Genomic DNA, 18551 nt, shown 5'->3' with positions numbered 1-18551 from the left:
GCGAACTCGCCGCACTCGCTGTCGCGACAGGCGAGGACTTCGTCGGTGCTCGTGTTCGGGCCGCCCACGGTGGATCGCATCGGCGGGCAGCCGGGAACTCGTTCGTCGATGACCACGGTCTAGTCGGCTCCGTCCTCGGCCAGATCGCCGAACTCGCTGTCGATGAACGCCAGTACCTCGTCGGTACTGGCACCCTCGAGATCCGACTGCTCCTGGTCGGCGTGCGCGGCGCTCACGACCTGCAGGCGGTGCAGCATCCGCCGTAGACGCTCGGTCACCGCGCCGTGGTCGCCGCCCGCCGAGGTGACGGCCTCCACCGCGGGTTCCAGTGCCGCGAGTCCGCGCAGCAGGGCCTCGGCCGGGTCCTGTTCGGCGGGGGCCAGCCGTGCGAGCAGGTGGGCGGCGAGGGCCTGTGGGGTGGGCTCGTCGAAGACCACGGTGGGTGGCAGTGCGATGCCGGTGATAGAGCGCAGTCGGTTGCGTAGTTCGACCGCGGTGAGCGAGTCGAAGCCCTGTTCGCTGAAAGCCTGGGTGGGTTCGACGTCGGTGCGCGAGGCATGGCCGAGGACGGCGGCGGCCTCGGCGCGCACCAGGTCGACGAGCAGTAGCGTCTGGTCGGCCGGGGACAGACCGGTCAGGCGATCCGCCCAGCCGCCCTCGGTCGCGGCGGGTGTCGCCGAGGCCTGACGTCGGGCGGGCGGCACCAGGGCCCGCAGCAGTGGGTGGACGTCCTCCTCGCGGCGCCGCAGGTCGGCGAGATCGAGTCTGGTCGTGACGAGAACCGGTGTCTCGGCGGCGATTCCCGCATCGAACAGCTCCAGGCCGGTCTCGGTGGTGAGCCGTTCGACGCCGAGTCTGCGCATCCGCCGGTGGTCGTCGGCACTCAACGCCGAGGTCATGCCGCCGGTCTGCTCCCAGGGGCCCCACGCGAGTGAGACGGCGGGCAGCCCGTGGGCCCGTCGCTGCTCGGCGAGTGCGTCGAGGAAGGCGTTGGCCGCCGCGTAGTTGCCCTGACCTGCGTTCCCGAACGCCGCCGAGGCGGAGGAGAACAGCGCGAACATCTTGAGTCCGCTCGTGAGTCGGTGCAGGTTCCAGGCACCGTCGACCTTGGGGCGCAGAACCAGCGCGAGACGGGCCTCGTCGAGCGCGCCCACCACGCCGTCTGCCACCACCCCTGCCGCGTGGACGACACCGGTGAGGCGCGTCTGCGCTTTCAGTAGACGTTCGAGATCGACCGGGTCGGCCACATCGCAGGCGGTCACGGTGATCTCGGCACCCCACTCGGCCAGCTGGGCGCGCAGCTCGTCCACCTCGGGACCGGGTTCGGCGCTGCGGCCGACGAGCGTGAGACGGCGGACGCCGTGTCGACGCACGAGATGACCGGCGATCAACCTGCCCAGGGAACCGGCGCCGCCGGTGATGAGCACGGTCTCGTCGGGTTCGAACAGCGGGCCGACCCGCAGTACCGCCTTACCCACGATGGCGGCCTGGCTCACCGCGCGGAAGGCGTCGGGGGCGCGGGTGACATCCCAGACCGTGTGCGGCGGCGGGACGAGCGCACCGCTGTCGAAGTGGACGACCAGCTCGCCCAGCATCTCGGCGACCCGGTCGAGCCCGGCGGTACCCAGATCGAAGTGGGTGTAGCGGATTCCCGGGTGTGCGTCGGCGATGGCGGTGGCGTCACGCAGGTCGGTCTTGCCGATCTCCACGAACCGGCCGCCACGCGGCAGGGTGGCCAGTGAGGCGTCGATGAACTCGCCGGTCAGCGAGTTGAGGACCACGTCGACGCCGTGGCCTGCGGTCGCGGCCAGGATCTCGGCCGCGAAGTCGAGGGCGCGCGATGAGCAGATGTGGTCGGCGTCCAGACCGGCCGCGCGGAGCCGATCGTGTTTGGCGGGGCTGGCCGTGCCGAAGACCTCGGCGCCGAGCAGCCGCGCGACCTGCACGGCCGCGGTGCCGACCCCGCCTGCGGCCGCGTGGATGAGGACGCGTTCGCCGGGTTGGACGGCGGCCACGTCGACGAGGGCGTACCAGGCGGTGAGGAAGGCGATCGGTGTGGCGGCGGCCAGCTCGTCGGACCAGCCGGCGGGGATTCGAGTCAGCGCACGGACATCGGCGGTCGCCCGGTCGCCGAACGCGCCGTCGACCATGCCGAACACCCGGTCGCCCACCGCCAGGGTGGTGACGTCCTCGGCGATCTCGGCGACCACGCCCGCGGCCTCGATGCCCATCTCCCCCGCGCCCGGGTACAGATTCACCGCCATCAGCACGTCGCGGAAGTTGAGTCCGGCGGCGCGCACCGCGATCCGAACCCGACCCGGCGTGAGCGGGGTGGACTCCTCGACGTCCGGGGTGAGGCGTAGATCGGCGAGCGAGCCCCGCTCGCCCGAGGTGAGCCGCCAGTGCCCTGCGGGCCGCGACAGCGGCGGACGGGACCGGACCAGCCGCCGCCGGTAGGTCTTGCCGCCGCGCACCAGGATCTCGGGTTCGTCGGTGGCCAGGGAATCGACGGGCGGTGTCTCGTCATCGAGGTGCACCAGCAGGATTCGGTCGGGGTTCTCGGTCTGCGCCGTGCGCACCAGTCCGGCGAGCGTTGCGTGGGCCAGACCGCTGCGGATCAACAGGACCAGACGGCTGTTGGCCAGTCGATCGGCGGCCAACCAGTCGCGCAGCAGGCTGAGCGCCCAGGCGGACGCGATGTGCGCGGCGACGGCGGGATCGTCTGACGCCGGTGGGGCGCAGGCGAACACCGTGTCGGGAGCACCGATGTCGGCGAGCCGCGCGTGCTCGGTGACCGTGGCGTGGCGGCGCAGTCGATCGACCAGGCCGGGCACGGCGGCGCCGAGCACCGCGCAGACACCGGTCGGGTGGCGCGGGGCGGCGACGTCCACCGGCTGCCAGTCGATCTCGAACAGGGCATCGTCGATGCTCGTGGGCGTGGGGGCCAATTGCTCGCGGCCCACCGGACGCAGGACGAGTTCGTCGATCTCGGCCACGATCGAGCCCTCGCCGTCGGCGGCGAGCAGCGCGACGGACCCGTCGTTCTGTTCGCTGAGCACGACACGCAGGGTCCGGGCGCCGGTGGCGTGCACTTGGACGCCGTGCCAGGCGAAGGGCAGCCGGGTCGCGGGCGCGGCGTCGCGAAGCAGCCCCATCGCGTGCAGGGCGGCGTCGAACAGACCGGGGTGCAGGGCGTAGCCGTCGATGTCGGTCTGGGCGTCGAGGGTGATCTCGGCGAAGACCTGGCCGGTGCCGCGCCAGGCTCGGGTGAGTCCCTGGAAAGCGGTCCCGTAGTCGAAGCCCGCCTCGGTGAGCATCGAGTAGAAATCGGCCACGGAGAGCTCGGGGGCACTGGGCGGCCAGGACACTGCCGCGACGGGTGACGTCGCCGGGCCGAGGCGGCCGGTCGCATGCGTGGTCCAGCCCGTGGTCTCGTTCTCGGGGGCGGAGAAGATCGTTAGAACTCGTTCGCCCTGCTCGTCCGCCGCGCCGAGCACTACCTGGATGCGGTGCCGTGCCTCGCCGAGCAGGACCAGCGGAACGCTGAGGGTCAGCTCGACGAGGCGGGGGACTGCCAGCGCGGCGCCTGCGGTGAGGGCCAGTTCGACGAAACCGGTGCCGGGGAACAACACCGTGTCCAAGACCCGATGGTCGGCGATCCACGGGTGGGTCGCCGAGGAGAGGACACCGGTGAAGACGGTGCGATCGCCGTCGGCGGCGGGAACGCAGGCCTGCAGGATCGGATGGCCGGTGTCGTGCAGGCCCGCCGAGCTCAGGTTGCCGGTGGGTCGGGCGGGTCCAGGCCAGTAGCGCAGGTGGTGGAAGGCGTAGGTGGGCAGGTCGATCTGGGCGCCTCGGGGCAGGATCGTGGTCCAGTCGGGGTCCAGGCCGCGCTGCCACATCCGGCCGAGGGCGTCGAGGAGCTGCTCTCGATCCCTGCGTTGGACCGGGATCGCGACGACGTCGGGCGCGGTCTCCAGTGTCATGGGGGCGAGTGCCGCGTCGGGTCCGAGTTCCAGGAAGGTGTCCACGCCGTCTGCCACGGCGGTGCGTACCGCGTCGGCGAAGCGGACGGTGGCGCGGACCTGGTCGACCCAGTACTGCGGAGTGTCGATCTCGCCGCCCGCGCCGCTCGTGGTGATGATCGGGATCTCCGGTGGATGAAGGGCGACGGTCTCCAGCACGGCGGCGAACTCGGTCAGCATCGGTTCCATCAGGGCGGAGTGGAAGGCGTGCGAGACCTTGAGACGCTTGACCCTTGCGCCGGACTTCTTCAGGGTCGCGGCGATGGCCTCGATCTCGTTCTCCGGTCCGGACAGCACCGTGGAGGTCGGACTGTTGACGGCGGCGATGGCGATACCGTCGGGCACCTCGTCGACCGGTCGGTCCACCGCGAGCATCGCCCCGCCTGCGGGTAGGGCCTGCATCAATCGGGCTCGCGCTGCCACTACGCGGCAGGCGTCCTCCAAGGACCACACCCCGGCGACCACGGCGGCGGCGAGTTCCCCCACGGAGTGGCCGATAAGGCGGTCGGGCCGTAATCCCCAGGACTGCCACAACTTCCACAAAGAGATCTGCAAAGCGAACACGGCGGGTTGCGCAACGCCGGTCGAGTCGAGGTCTCCGCCGAACACCGCCGGGTCGAACAGGGCCTTCACCCGGTCGTATTCCTCGACGAGCAGCGGATGCGAACCCATCTGCTCGTGCTGCGAGCCCTGACCGGTGAACAACACCGCCACCGCGCCCGAGGACACCGGGCCGCCGGTCTGCCAGCCCGCGCCGGTTGAGAACGCCCGGTGTTCCAGGGCCGCGCGGCCCGTGGCCAACGACCAGGCCACATCGGACTCGGAGAGGTCGGGGTGCTCGGCAAGCCACCGGTCGAGTCGGCCGATCTGGGCGGCCAGCCCGGCGGAGCTGCGGGCCGAGGTCGTCAGCAACAACGGGCCACCTGCTGCGGGCTCCGGTGCCTCGAACGCGGGAGCCTGCTCGATGATGAGATGCGCGTTGGTGCCGCTGATGCCGAACGAGGACACCCCGGCTCGACGCGGCCGATCCACCGCAGGCCACTGCCGGGTCGAGGTCACCAGCTCGACCGCGCCCGAGGACCAGTCGACCTCGTGGCTGGGATCGTCGACGTGCAGGGTGGCGGGTACCAGGCCGTGTTGCAGGGCCAGGACCATCTTGATGACCCCGGCCACGCCCGCGGCCGCCTGGGTGTGGCCCAGATTCGACTTCACCGAACCCAGCAACAACGGCGTCGAACGTGGCTGACCGTAGGTGGCCAGCACGGCCTGCGCTTCGATCGGATCACCCAGCCGAGTACCGGTGCCGTGAGCCTCGACGACGTCGACGTCCGCAGGCGACAGACCGGCGTTGGCCAGCGCGGCCCGGATCACCCGCTGCTGGGAGGGGCCGTTCGGGGCCGTCAACCCGTTCGATGCGCCGTCCTGGTTGATCGCCGAACCCGCCAGCACGGCCAAGATCCGGTGGCCGTGACGCCGCGCGTCCGACAGGCGTTCCAACACCACGACACCGACGCCCTCGCCCCAACCCGTCCCATCGGCGGCATCGGCGAAGGACTTACACCGACCATCGGCGGCCAACCCGCGCTGCCGGGCGAACGCCTCGAACGCGAACGGGGTCGCCATCACCGCCACCCCGCCCGCCAACGCCAGGTCGCATTCGCCGCTACGCAGGGCCTGCATGGCCAGGTGCATACCGACCAACGAGGACGAACACGCCGTGTCGACCGTGATCGCGGGGCCTTCCAAACCCAGGCTGTAGGCGATCCGGCCGGACAGCACGCTGGCGGCCGCGCCGGTCAACGCGTAGTCCTTGCCCTCGCCCGTCGCGTTGACCAGGTGTTCGTAGTCGTGCGCGCCCGCCCCGACGAAGACCCCGGTTGCACTGCCGCGCAACGAGTGCACGTCGATGCCGGCCCGCTCCAGCGCCTCCCATGAGGTTTCCAGGATCAGTCGTTGCTGCGGGTCGGTGGCGACGGCCTCACGCGGCGAGATACCGAAGAACGCCGCGTCGAAGGCCGCCGCGTCGATGAACCCGCCGACGGGCGCGGCACCACCCAGCTCGATCGCGGAATCCCAGCCACGATCGGTGGGCAACGCGCCGATGGCGTCGACGCCCGCGGCCAGCGCGTCCCACAGCTGCTCGGGCGAGTCGGCCGCTCCCGGGTAGCGGCAGGCCATGCCGACGACGACCACCGGATCATCGGCGGCGGGCGCGGCAGCGGCGATGACCCGTTCCGGTTCGGCATCGCCGGTTCCGTCGACCCGTTCGAGCACCAGACCGGCGACGGCCAACGGCGTGGGCCGATCGAACACCAGGGTCGCGGGCAGGCTCAGCCCGGTCGCCCCGCCCAACCGATTGCGCAGTTCGACGGCCGTCAACGAGTCGATTCCGAGGTCCTTGAAGGGGCGGGTCGCGGTGACGGCGTCGGAATCGGCGTGTCCGAGGGTCCGCGCGGTGACGGCCAGCACGATCTCCAGGACCGCCCGCTCCCGGTCGCGACCGGTCAACCCGGTGAGCCGATCGCGCAGCGCGGCGTCCTCGACCGCCGCGCCCCCACCCGAGGGTGTGATTCCGGGAAGGGCGTCGAGCAGCGGGCGATGGCGAGCGACCGAGTAGAGATCGGCGAACACCGACCAGTCCATGTCCGTGACGGTCACGGCCGTCTCGTCGGATGCCACGGCCGCCAGCAGGGCGCCGACCGCGGCGGTCGGGTCCATCGGTCGCACACCCTGTCGGGCCAGCCGTTCCCGGGTGGCGGCGTCGACCATGCCACCGCCGTCCCAACTGCCCCAGGCCACCGAGGTGGCCGTCCGGCCTCGGGAACGCCGGTACGCGGCGAGCCCGTCGAGGTAGGCGTTGCCCGCCGCATACGCACCCTGGCCCGCCCCGCCCCAGATCGCCGCGCCGGAGGAGAAGAGCACGAAGGCGTCGAGTTCCCGATCGCCGAGTAGTTCGTCGAGGTGTCGGGCCCCGTCGGCCTTCCCGGCGTAGACCTGCGCCCAGTGCTTCTGGTCCAGGGTGGCGATCGGCTCATCGCGGCTCACCCCGGCGGCATGCACGACGGCCGTGAGGGGCGGACCACCGCGATCGGCCGCCGCGAGCAGCCCGGCCACCGCGTCGCGGTCGGCCAGATCGGCGGCGAGCACCTCGACGGCGGTGCCGATGCCCGCGAGTTCGGCGACCAGTTCGGACACACCGGCCGAGTCGGCGCCCCGACGGCCCACCAGCAGCAGTCGCTGCGCGCCCGCTTCGGCGAGCGTGCGGCTCACCCTGCGGGCAAGACCACCGGTGCCGCCGGTCACCAGGACCGTGCCGTACGGCCGCCACGGCGTGCCCGCAGGCCGAGGCCGCGCGGGCACGAGACGCCGCACGGTCACGCCCGTCTGGCGTACGGCCAGTTCCTGTTCGGCGCCGGGCCGCGCGAGCACGGCACAGAGCAGATCCAGGCAGCGCGTCGAGTCGGTGGCCGGCAGGTCGACGATCCCGCCCCAGGAATCCGGATGTTCCAGGCCGACCACCCGGCCCAGGCCCCAACAGGCCGCCTGGGCGGGCCGAACGGGATCGCCGGGTTCGACGGCGACGGCGTTGCGGGTGACACACCACAGCGGCCCGCCGCCGGCAGCCAACACGGCTTGGATCGTGCCGAGCGCCTGTTCGGGCTCGGATTCGTCGAGCAGCACCAGGATTCCGGCCGCCGGTCCCGCCGCGCGAACGCGTTCGACCAAGGGCGTTCCGCCGTCCTCGACGACGGTTCGAACCGCGCCGCCCGCCGCCTCGATCCGCTCGCGCAACGCGTCGATCCCGGTGGCTGCGGGCCCGACCACCAGCCAGGTTCCGTCGAGTGCGGGAGCCGAGGGCGCGTGCCACGGCTGCCATTCGACCTCGTAGCGCCACGAGTCCGCCGCACGATGCCGCCAGGCCCCGAGAACCTCGAGGGTGTTCGCCACCTGGGTGTCGGCGGGCCGACCCAAGGCCGCCGCGAAACCCGCGATGTCGCCCGTGTCCACGGCCCGCCACAGCTGCGAGCCCACCCGGTCGGTCTCGGTGGGACCCTCGGGCCAGAACCGCCTTCCTTGGAACGGATAGGTGGGCAGCACGATCCGTCTGCCCGCCGGTCGCAGCGCCGCCCAGTCGACGGCCACCCCGTGCGCCCACGCCTCGGCGATGGAGGTGAGCAACCGCCGATCTCCGCCCTCGTCCCGCCGCAGGGTGCCCGAGACATGGGCCGTGTACTCGCCGTCCTCGATGAGATCGCGGATGGCGGGCACCAGCACGGGATGGGTGCTGATCTCGGTGAAAACCCCGTATCCCGCGTCGAGCAGCGTGGCGACCACGGGTCCGAAATGGACGGATTCCCGCAGGTTGGTGTACCAGTAGCCCGCCGTCAGCTCGGTGGTGTCGAGCCGCCCCGGCCGGGTGGTCGAGAAGAACGGCACCTGCGCGGGTCGCGGGGCGAGGTCGGCCAGCGCGGTGCGCAGCTCGTCCTCGATCAGTCCGACCTGCGACGAATGCGAGGCGTAGTCGACGTCGATGCGGCGGGCCCGGATTTCGCGGCGCTCACATTCGGCGACCAGCGCGCGAAGGGCGTCGGGGGCACCCGCGACCACCGTCGCCCTGGGCCCGTTGATCGCGGCCACCGACACCGTGTCGGACCAGGGTGCGAGTAAGGCGGTGGTCTCGTCCACGGGCAACGCCACCGAGACCATCCCGCCGAGGCCGGAGAGCCGGTCGCGGATGAGTGCGCTGCGCAGGGCCACGATGCGCGCACCATCGTCCAGCCTGAGCGCCCCCGACACGACGGCGGCCGCGATCTCGCCCTGGCTGTGCCCGACGACACCCGCGGGTCGCACGCCCGCGCTCCGCCACACGGCGGCGAGCGAGACCATCACCGCCCAGGACACCGGCTGCAGCACGTCGACCCGGTCCAGCGGTCCGTCCACTTCGGCGGCCAGATCCCAGTCGACATACGGCCGCAGGGCCTCGGCGCAGTCACGCATCCGCTGCGCGAACACCGGCGAGGCGTCGAGTAGTTCTCGGGCCATGCCCCGCCATTGGGCGCCCTGGCCGGGGAAGACCCAGATGGCGCGGGCATCGCCGAGGGCCGTTGCGGTCACGAGTTCGTCGGAGAAGTCGGACAACGCGGTCGCGGCGTCGGTCGAGTCGTCGGCAACCAGCACGGCCCGGTGCTCCCAGTCCTGCCGTGTACCCAGCGCGCGGGCCACATCGGCCACGGCGACCTCCGCAGGCGCCAGGGTGCCCGCGATCCGCTCGGCATGGGCACGCAGGGCGTCTCTGGACCGGGCCGACAGCGGAAGGGCGACCAGCGAGGAACGCAACACCCCCGGATCCGCCCGCTGCTCGCGGTCGAGGTCGGCGGCAGGCGGCTGCTCGATGACGACGTGGGCATTGGTGCCACTGATCCCGAACGAGGAGACGCCGACCCGACGTGGCCTGCCGGGTTCCCACGGCCGCTCGGTATCCAGCAGCCGCACCGCGCCGCTGTCCCAATCGACGTGCGGGGTGGGATTCTCGGCGTACAGCGAGCGGGGCAGTACACCGTGCCGGATGGCCTCGACCATCTTGATGACGCCCGCAACACCCGCCGCGGCCTGGGTGTGGCCGATGTTGCCCTTGATCGACCCGAGCCACAGCGGTTCGGAACGGTTCACGCCGTAGGTGGCCAGCAGGGACTGTGCCTCGATGGGATCGCCCAGGGTCGTGCCGGTGCCGTGTGCCTCGACGGCGTCCACCTCGGACGGCGCCAGGCCCGCGTCGGCGAGCGCGGCCCGCACGACCCGCTCCTGAGCGGGTCCGTTCGGCGCAGTCAACCCGTTGGACGCTCCATCGGAGTTGATCGCGCTACCCCGCAGCACGGCCAGCACCGGATGCCCGTTGCGACGGGCGTCGGAGAGCCGTTCGAGTACCAGCACGCCCGCACCCTCGGCCATGCCGAATCCGGCGGCGTCGGCGCTGAAGGGCCGACAGCGACCGTCGGTGGCCAGCGCACGAAGACTGGAGAACTCGGCGAGGACCTGTCCGGTGGCGAGCACGGTGACACCACCGGCCAAAGCCAGCGAACACTCCCCCGCGCGCAGCGAGCGGGCTGCCAGGTGCATGGCCACCAAGGAGGTGGAGCAGGCCGTGTCGACGGAGACGGCCGGGCCCTCGAAACCGAAGGTGTAAGCGAGCCGACCGGAGGCGACGCTGGCCAGACCACCGGTCAGGGCATATCCCCCGGCCTCACGAGCCGCCGCCGAGTCGATCAGCGTGCCGTAGTCGGTGAAGGAGGAGCCGACGAAGACACCCGTGTCGCTGCCCCGCAGCGAGGCGGGCGCGATCCCACCGCGTTCGACGGCCTCCCAGGCCACTTCGAGTAACAGTCGCTGTTGCGGATCCAGGGCCAGGGCCTCACGGGGGCTGATCCCGAAGAAGTCGGCGTCGAAGCGGTCGGCCTCGGTGACGAAACCGCCTCGGTCGGTGTAGGTGCTGCCCGGGGTTGCCAGGGTGGCGTCGACCAAGGCCGGATTCCCCGTGCGATCGGTGGGGAATCGAGTAATGACGTCCCGCCCGTCCGCGACCACCTCCCACAGTTGTTCGGGCGTGCGCACATCCCCGGGGAACCGGCAGGCCATGGCCACGATGACCACCGGGTCCTCGCCTGCCTGCCCGGCGTCGGAGGTGGTGGCTGCGGGGCGTTCCCGGGTGGCGTCCTCGCCTGCGAGCAGCTCGACGAGTCGGGCGCCGAGCCGCGCCGGAGTCGGGTGGTCGAAGAGGATGGCGGTGGGCAGTCGCACGCCGAGCACGGCAGCGAGGCGGTTACGCAGTTCCACCGAGGTCAACGAGTCGAAGCCGCTCTCGCGGAACGCCCGTTCCGGATCGACGGATCGAGCGCCCGCCAGACCGAGAACCGCTGCAGCCTGGCCGCGCACCAGGTCCCTCACGGCCTCGGATCGCTGCTCCTCGGGCAGGGCGGCGAGCCGATCGGCCAGCGACCCGGCGGAATCGGCGGCACCGGCGGTGCTCGCCGCTCGACGCACCGGTGCACGGCGCAACCCCCGGAGTACCGCAGGCGGCTCGTCGACGGAGATCGCGGCCGCGTCCAGCCGTACCGGCACCAACACCGGTTCGTTCCGGCGCAGCGCCGCATCGAAGAGCGCCAGGCCCTCGGCGGCCTGCAGCGGCGAGATCCCGATGCGGGCGAACCGGGCCCGGTCGGCCTCGGCCAGCGTGCCGCCCATGCCGGTGGGCTGCGCCCAGAGACCCCAGGCCAGCGAGGTGGCGGGCAGACCCTGTGTCCGGCGGGTCCTCGCGAGGGCGTCCAGGCTCGCGTTGGCGGCGGCGTAGTTGCCCTGTCCGGCCAGCCCGACCGAACCGGAGATCGAGGAGAACAGCACGAACGCCGTGAGGTCCAGGTCTGCGGTCGCCTCGTGCAGGTTGTGGGCCGCATCGGTCTTGGCTCGCAGCACGATGTCGAGGCGTTGGGGTGTCAGGGATTCGATGACACCGTCGTCGAGCACGCCCGCCGCGTGCACCACGGCCGTAGGCGGCCATTGGTCGAGCACGGCGGCCAGTGCCGCGTGCTCGGCCGCGTCCGCCGCCACCACGGTGACCGTCGCCCCGAGGGCCGCCAGGTCGGCGACCAAGTCCGCGACGCCCGCCGCCGGCGGCCCGCTTCTCCCCAGCAGCACCAGATCTCGGACGCCGTGCGCGATGACCAGGTGCCGGGCCAGCAACGCCCCGAGGCCACCGGTGCCCCCGGTCAACAACACCCGGCCGTCGGGACCGAACCCGGCCGCACCGCCGGGGGCGCCGCCTGCGGGTCGTAGGCGCGGAACCGTCACCACACCACCGAGGACGTGCACCTCGGGTTCACCGCTGGCCAGCACCGCGCCGAGATCCACCGGGCCGTCGGTCGACACCGACACCAACCGCCCCGGATTCTCGGTCTGCGCGGAGCGGACCAGCCCTCGAACGGCCGCCCCGGCCACATCGTCGCCGGTCAGCACCACGGCGACGCCCTCGCCTGCGAGGTGTCGCTGTAGAGCGGCCAAGGCCGTGTGCGTCGCCGCGTGCACCTCGGTTCGATCGCGCAGGTCCAGCACCGGCACCTCGCGGTCCCGCGCCGAAGGCAGCGTCACGGGGACCGCCTCGACGACGTACAGATCACGCTCGCCGAGGGTCACCGGGCCCACCGTGCTCCGGGTCAACGACTCGACGGCGATCACCGGCAGCCCGGCCTCATCGGTGGCCGTGATGGCGTAGCCACCGCCGACCTCGGACAGTCGCGCGCGCAACATGGTCGCGGAGTGAGCCGTGACACTGACACCCGTCCAGTCGACCGGCAGCAGCGGACCGGCCTCCGGAGCCGACGGCAGGCCCGCGTCGAGCGCGGGCAGCAGCGCGTCCAACAACGCCGGGTGCAGCACATATCCGGAAGCCTCGGTGCGCAGTTCCGCAGGCAAGGACACCTCGGCCAACAGCGAGCCGTCCTCGGCACGCCACAGCCCGCGCAGCCCCCGGAAGGCGGGGCCGTATCGGTGTCCGATCGCGTCGAGCCGCTCGTGGATCCCCGCGATGTCGAGCGGTATCGCGTCGGCGGGCGGCCACGCCGTCGGGGTGGCGACGGCCGGTGCGTCCGCAGCGGTGAGCACCCCGCTCGCATGCCTGGTCCAGTCGCCGACGGTGTCCCGGGCCGAGATGGTCAGCCGCCGCGCACCGGTGGCGTCGCCTCCACCGAGGCGCAGCTGGATCGGCACCGGCCGGTCGGCGGTGACCGGCAGCGGCGCGTGCACCGTCAACGCGGCCACCGTGTCCAACCCCGCCGTCGCTCCCGCGCGAAGAGCCAGCTCGACGAAACCCGCCCCCGGCAGGAGCGCGGTGCCCTCGACGACGTGATCGAGCAGCCAGGGCCGGTCCGCCGCCGACAACCGGCCGGTGAGAAGCACCTCGTCGGAGCCTGCCTCCGCGCCGGAGTGGGCGTCGGCGAGTGGCACCGGCGCGTCGAGCAGCGGCGCGACCGGCCAATAGCGGGTGTCGGCGAAGGGATACGTGGGCAGCGACGCGGTGGCGCCCGCGCCGAACCCGGCGGCCCAGGACACCGACACACCCTCGACGTAGGCGGCGGCCAAGGCCGTCAGCAACGCCGTGGGCTCGGCCCGATCGGAGCGCAGCATCGGAATCCAACCGGCGCCCTCGGCCATCGAGCTGAGGGTGCCGTCGGGCCCGATCTCCAGGAACGTGGTGACCCGCCGGGACTCCAACTCCCGCACCGAGTCGTGGAACAGCACGGGCTCGCGCACATGCCGCAGCCAGTGCGCGGGATCGGTCGGATCCGCGCCCGGGGTGCCCGAGACGATCTCCACCGTCGGTCGGTGGAAGTCGAGCCCGGCGAGCACCTCGGCGAACTCGTCGAGCATCGGGTCCATCAACGGCGAGTGGAAGGCGTGGCCGACCCGCAGCCGCCTGGCCTTACCGCCCTCGTCGCGCCAGCGCCGCGCGATCTGCTCGACCGCGTCCGCCGCTCCCGCCACGACCGTCGAGGCCGGACCGTTGACGGCGGCGATCCCCACCACGTCGGCGTGCTCGGCCACGAGTTCGCGAGCCCGCGCGACGGGCGCGGTCAACGACACCATCGCCCCGCCCGAAGGCAACCCCTGCATGAGCCTGCCCCGGGCGGCGACCATCGTGCACGCATCGCCCAGGCTCAGGACACCGGCGACGTGGGCGGCCCCGATCTCGCCGATCGAATGACCCGCCAGGAGATCCGGGGTCACCCCCCACGAGGTGACGAGCCGGTAGAGGGCCACCTGCACGGCGAAGAGCGCGGGCTGGGTGAACTCGGTGCGGTCGAGTGCGGCCTCGTCGGAGAAGACGACCTCGCGCAATGGCAGGGGCAGCAGGCCGTCGAACGCGGCGCACACCTCGTCGAAAGCGGCCGCGAACACCGGATAGCCGACATACAGCTCCCGGCCCATGCCGACGCGCTGGCTGCCCTGCCCGGAGAACACGAACGCGACCCGACCGGCGCGAGCCGTCCCGGTGATCGGACCGGGTGTGCCCGCGTCGAGCGCACGCAGCCCGTCGAGATGGTCACCGAGGAGCACGGCTCGATGCTCGAAATCGGTGGTGCGGGCCGACGCGAGAGCACGACCGACCTCGACCGGGTCGGCCGCCGGGGCGGCGGCGAGACTCCGGGCCAACGCCCGCAACGCCTCGGGCGTCCGCGCCGACAACACCCACGGCACCGGACCGACCCGAGTGGACCCGGCCTGAAGCGGGGTGGCCTGCGGGGCCTGCTCGATGACGACGTGCGCATTGGTTCCGCTGATACCGAACGACGACACCCCGGCCCGGCGCGGCCGGTCGGCGACGGGCCACGACCCCGATCGGGAGGCGAGCCGCACGGACCCGCTGTCCCAGTCGATGTGACGGGACGGCTCATCGGCGTGCAAGGTCCGGGGCACGATGCCGTGTTCCAACGCCAACGCCATCTTGATGACGCCCGCCACGCCCGCCGCGGCCTGGGTGTGCCCGATATTCGACTTCACCGAACCGAGCCACAGCGGCTCCGCGCCGCCCCGATCCGTGCCGTAGGTCCGCAGCAGGGCCTCGGCCTCGATCGGATCACCGAGCCGCGTCCCGGTGCCATGCGCCTCGACCACATCCACATCGGCCGCGGCCAACCCACAGCGGTCCAACGCCGCCCGGATCACCCGTTGCTGAGCGGGACCGTTCGGGGCGGTGAGCCCATTGGAGGCGCCGTCGGAGTTCACCGCCGTGCCCCGCACGAGCGCCAGAACGGGATGGCCGTTGCGGCGGGCATCGGAGAGCCGTTCGAGCACGAGCATGCCCGCGCCCTCACTCCACCCGGTGCCGTCGGCGTCCTCGGCGAAGGACCGGCACCTACCGTCGGCCGAAAGCCCGTTTTGTCTGCTGAACTCGACGAAGATGCCGGGAGTGGCCAGCACCGTCGCCCCGCCCGCAAGCGCCAACGAGCACTCCCCCGCGCGCAGCGACTGGGCTGCCAGGTGCAGGGCCACCAGCGACGACGAACAGGCCGTGTCCACGGTGATCGCCGGGCCGTGCAGACCATAGGTGTAGGCCAGCCGCCCCGAGGCCACACTGCCTGCGGTGCCGGTGAGCGCGTAGCCCTCGATCGGCGCGTCGGTGTGGTCGAGTCGGGCCGCGTAATCGTGGTACATGACGCCCACGAAGACACCGGTGTCCGAGCCGCGCAGAACTCCCGGGACGATGCCGCCGCGTTCCAACGCCTCCCACGAGGTCTCCAGCAGCAACCGCTGCTGCGGATCCATGGCGAGGGCCTCGCGGGGCGAGATACCGAAGAACTCCGCGTCGAAACGGGCCGGGTCGGCGAGGAACCCGCCCCGCGCCGTGCTGCTGGTGCCCGCTTCGCCGTGCTGGGCATCGCGCAGCGCGGCGAGATCCCACCCTCGATCGCTCGGGAAGTCGCCGGTGGCGTCGCGTTCCTCGACGAGCAGCTCCCAGAATGCCTCGGGAGTGTGCACACCGCCGGGCAGCCTGCAGCTCATGGCCACGATGGCGATCGGCTCGTCGGTGTCGGGCGCCGAGGCGGCCACGGACCGCCGTGGTTGCGGCGCCTCGGACAGCGCACGCAGGTGCTCGGCGAGAGCAATCGGCGTCGGATGGTCGAACAACAGTGAGGACGGCAGCCGCAGACCGGTGACCGAGGTCAACCGGTTGCGCAGCTCCACCGAGGTGTGCGATTCCACGCCCTGGTCGCGGAATGTGGCGGACGGATCGACCTCGGCCGGGCCCGCATGGCCGAGCACCGCAGCGGCCTGGCCGAGGACCAACTCCAGCAGACCCTGCGCAACCGGTGCCGGTTCGGCACTCGGCGCGGCCTGCGGCACCGGTGGGGCACTCGCGGGCGTCGCGCGGCCGTCGCCGTCGGCCAACCAGTGACGACGACGGTCGAAGGCGTACGTCGGAAGGCGGACCGTGCGCGCCCCGGTGCCCCGGAACGCGGCCGTCCAGTCGACGTCCACCCCGCGCACGTGCAGCGCGGCCACCGAACCGAGGAACCGATCCAACCCACCGTGATCCCGGCCGAGCGTGCCGGTGACGGTGAGATCGTCACCGGCCTGCTGCACCGCGAGCGTCAACACCGGATGGGTGCTCACCTCGACGAACACCCGATGGCCCGCCGTCACGAGCGACGCGGTGGTCGGCCCGAAAAGCACGGTCGAACGCAGATTGCGATACCAGTAGCCGCCGTCGAGCGAGCGGCCGTCGACGACCTGCCCGGTCACCGTGGAATGCAGGGGGATCCCCCCGTCGGCGGGGTTCAGACCGTCGAGCTCGGCGACGAGCCGTTCCTCGATCTGCTCGACCACCGAGGAATGCGAGGCATAGTCGATCGGCACCGTGCGGGTGCGCCAGTCCCGTTGCCCACACGCGGCCCGCAACCGCTCCAGCGGCTCCCAGGGTCCGCTGACCACGGTCTGGGTCGGGCTGTTGAGCACGGCCACCGCGAGTTCGTCGTCGAGCAACGGCCGCACCTCGGCCACCGGAGCGGCGATCGAGAGCATGCCGCCGATCCCGGCCAGCTCCCGCATGATCCGACCGCGCCGGGCCACCACCATGGCGCCCTCGGCCAGCGACAGGATGCCCGCCGCGCAGGCTGCGGCGATCTCACCCTGACTGTGCCCGACCACCGCTGCCGGGCGAACACCATACGAACGCCACAACTCGACGAGCGAGAGCATGACCGCCCACAACGCGGGCTGCACCACGTCGTCGCGACTCAGAGCCGCCGGATCGGCGAGCACCGCACGCAGCGACCAGTCCACATGGGGGGCGAGCGCCTCGGCGCAGCGCTGCATCATCTCGGCGAAGACCGGCTCGCTGTCCCACAACTCGATGCCCATGCCGACCCACTGCGAACCCTGGCCGGGAAACACGAACACCGGATCGCCCGTCTGGTCGGCCACGCCCCGCACCGCCGTGGCGAGTTCGTCGCCCAGCAACACGGCTCGATGCGCGAAGTGCGTCCGGGTGGTCGCCAGCGAGAACGCCGCATCGCGCCGATCCACGCCCGTGGCCAGCGCGTCGCGCAGCCGGGCGGCCTGCCCTTCCAACGCGGCAGGCGTCCGCGCGGACAGCAGCAGGGGAACGGCCGCCGGGACCCGACCACCCCCCGTCGGGGCCTGCGTCGTCGACTCGGGCGGCGCACTGAGGACGACGTGACAGTTGGTGCCGCCCATGCCGAACGAGCTGACGCCCGCCACGAGCGGTGTCGAGGGATCCGTCCAGCCACCGGTCGCGGTCTGCACCCGCAGCCGGAGGCCGTCGAGATCGATCCGGGGATTCGGAGTATGGAAGTTCAGACTCGCGGGGATGCTGCCGTGCCGAATCGCCAGCACCGTCTTGAGTAGACCGGCGATGCCCGCCGCACCCTCGAGGTGTCCGATGTTGGTCTTGACCGAACCGACCACGACGGCCCGACCCGGCTCGCGGACCGAGGCGAAGACCTCGCCGAGGGCGGCGGCCTCCACCGGATCACCCATCGGGGTCCCGGTGCCGTGCAGTTCGACGTACTGCACCTCCGCGGGATCCACCCCGGACGCCGCATACGCCTCCCGCAACACCTCGGCCTGCGCGGCCCGACTCGGCGCGGTGAGCGTGTCAGTGTCCCCGTCGTTGTTGACCGCGCTGCCCCGGATCACGGCATACACGTCGTCGCCATCGGCCAACGCGCGGTCCAACGACTTGAGCAGCACGACCGCGCCACCCTCGCCGCGCACATACCCGTCGGCCGACTCGTCGAAGGTGGCGCAGCGGCCACTCGGGGAGAGACCACCGAACCGGGCGCCCGCCACCGAGGACTGCGGTGCCAGATTGAGGTTCACCCCACCCGCCACGGCGGTGCTGCACTCGCCTCGACGCAGACTCTCCACCGCCAGATGCACGGCCACCAGCGACGAGGACTGCGCCGTGTCCACCGTGAGACTGGGACCGGCGAACCCGAGCACATGGGACACGCGGTTGGCGATGATGCCGCGCTGCACCCCGGTGTTGCTGTGCGGAGTGACGGCCGACAGACCCCGCCGATGCAACAACAGGGCGTAGTCGTCGCGGATCGCGCCGGTGAAGACACCCACCCGCCCGCCACGCAGCTCGGCGGGCCGGATGCCCGCGTCCTCGAAGGCCTCCCAGGTCAGTTCGAGCATCAGGCGCTGCTGCGGGTCGGTGGCGGCGGCCTCGCGCGGCGAGATCCCGAAGAAGGCGGCGTCGAACTCGTCGACCCGATCGAGGTAGCCGCCCCGATCGGTGCCCGGTGGGCGGCCACCCGCCGGGTCGGACTCGCGGTCCCAGCGCTGCTCCGGCGTGTCGGTGATGGCGTCGACGCCGTCACGCAGCAACGACCAGAAGGCCTCCGGTCCGTCCGCTCCGGGCAATCGGCAGGCCACGCCGATCACCGCGACCGCGCCACCACGGCCCTGGGCAGCTACCGACATCGCCAGTCCCTTCGCTCGCGCAGCAGA

Annotated in this window: 1 protein-coding gene; it reads right to left on the bottom strand. The window is 72.2% G+C overall.

All coding sequences use genetic code 11. The features are described 5' to 3' along the window. Nucleotides 1–119: 119 nt before the first annotated feature. Nucleotides 120–18524, bottom strand: coding sequence for a type I polyketide synthase (locus BKA25_RS27320; RefSeq protein WP_216637722.1), 18405 nt, complete (start codon nt 18522–18524; stop codon nt 120–122). Nucleotides 18525–18551 lie beyond the last annotated feature (27 nt).

The organism is Actinoalloteichus hymeniacidonis, assembly GCF_014203365.1.
Taxonomy (GTDB): domain Bacteria; phylum Actinomycetota; class Actinomycetes; order Mycobacteriales; family Pseudonocardiaceae; genus Actinoalloteichus_A; species Actinoalloteichus_A hymeniacidonis.
Note: the sequence above shows the minus strand (reverse complement) of the source record. Positions and strands in the feature narration are given on the sequence as shown.

Coding starts and splice junctions, on each gene's coding strand:
- BKA25_RS27320 (WP_216637722.1), bottom strand. CDS start 18,524: ATGTCGGTAGCTGCCCAGGGCCGTGGTGGCGCGGTCGCGGTGATCGGC.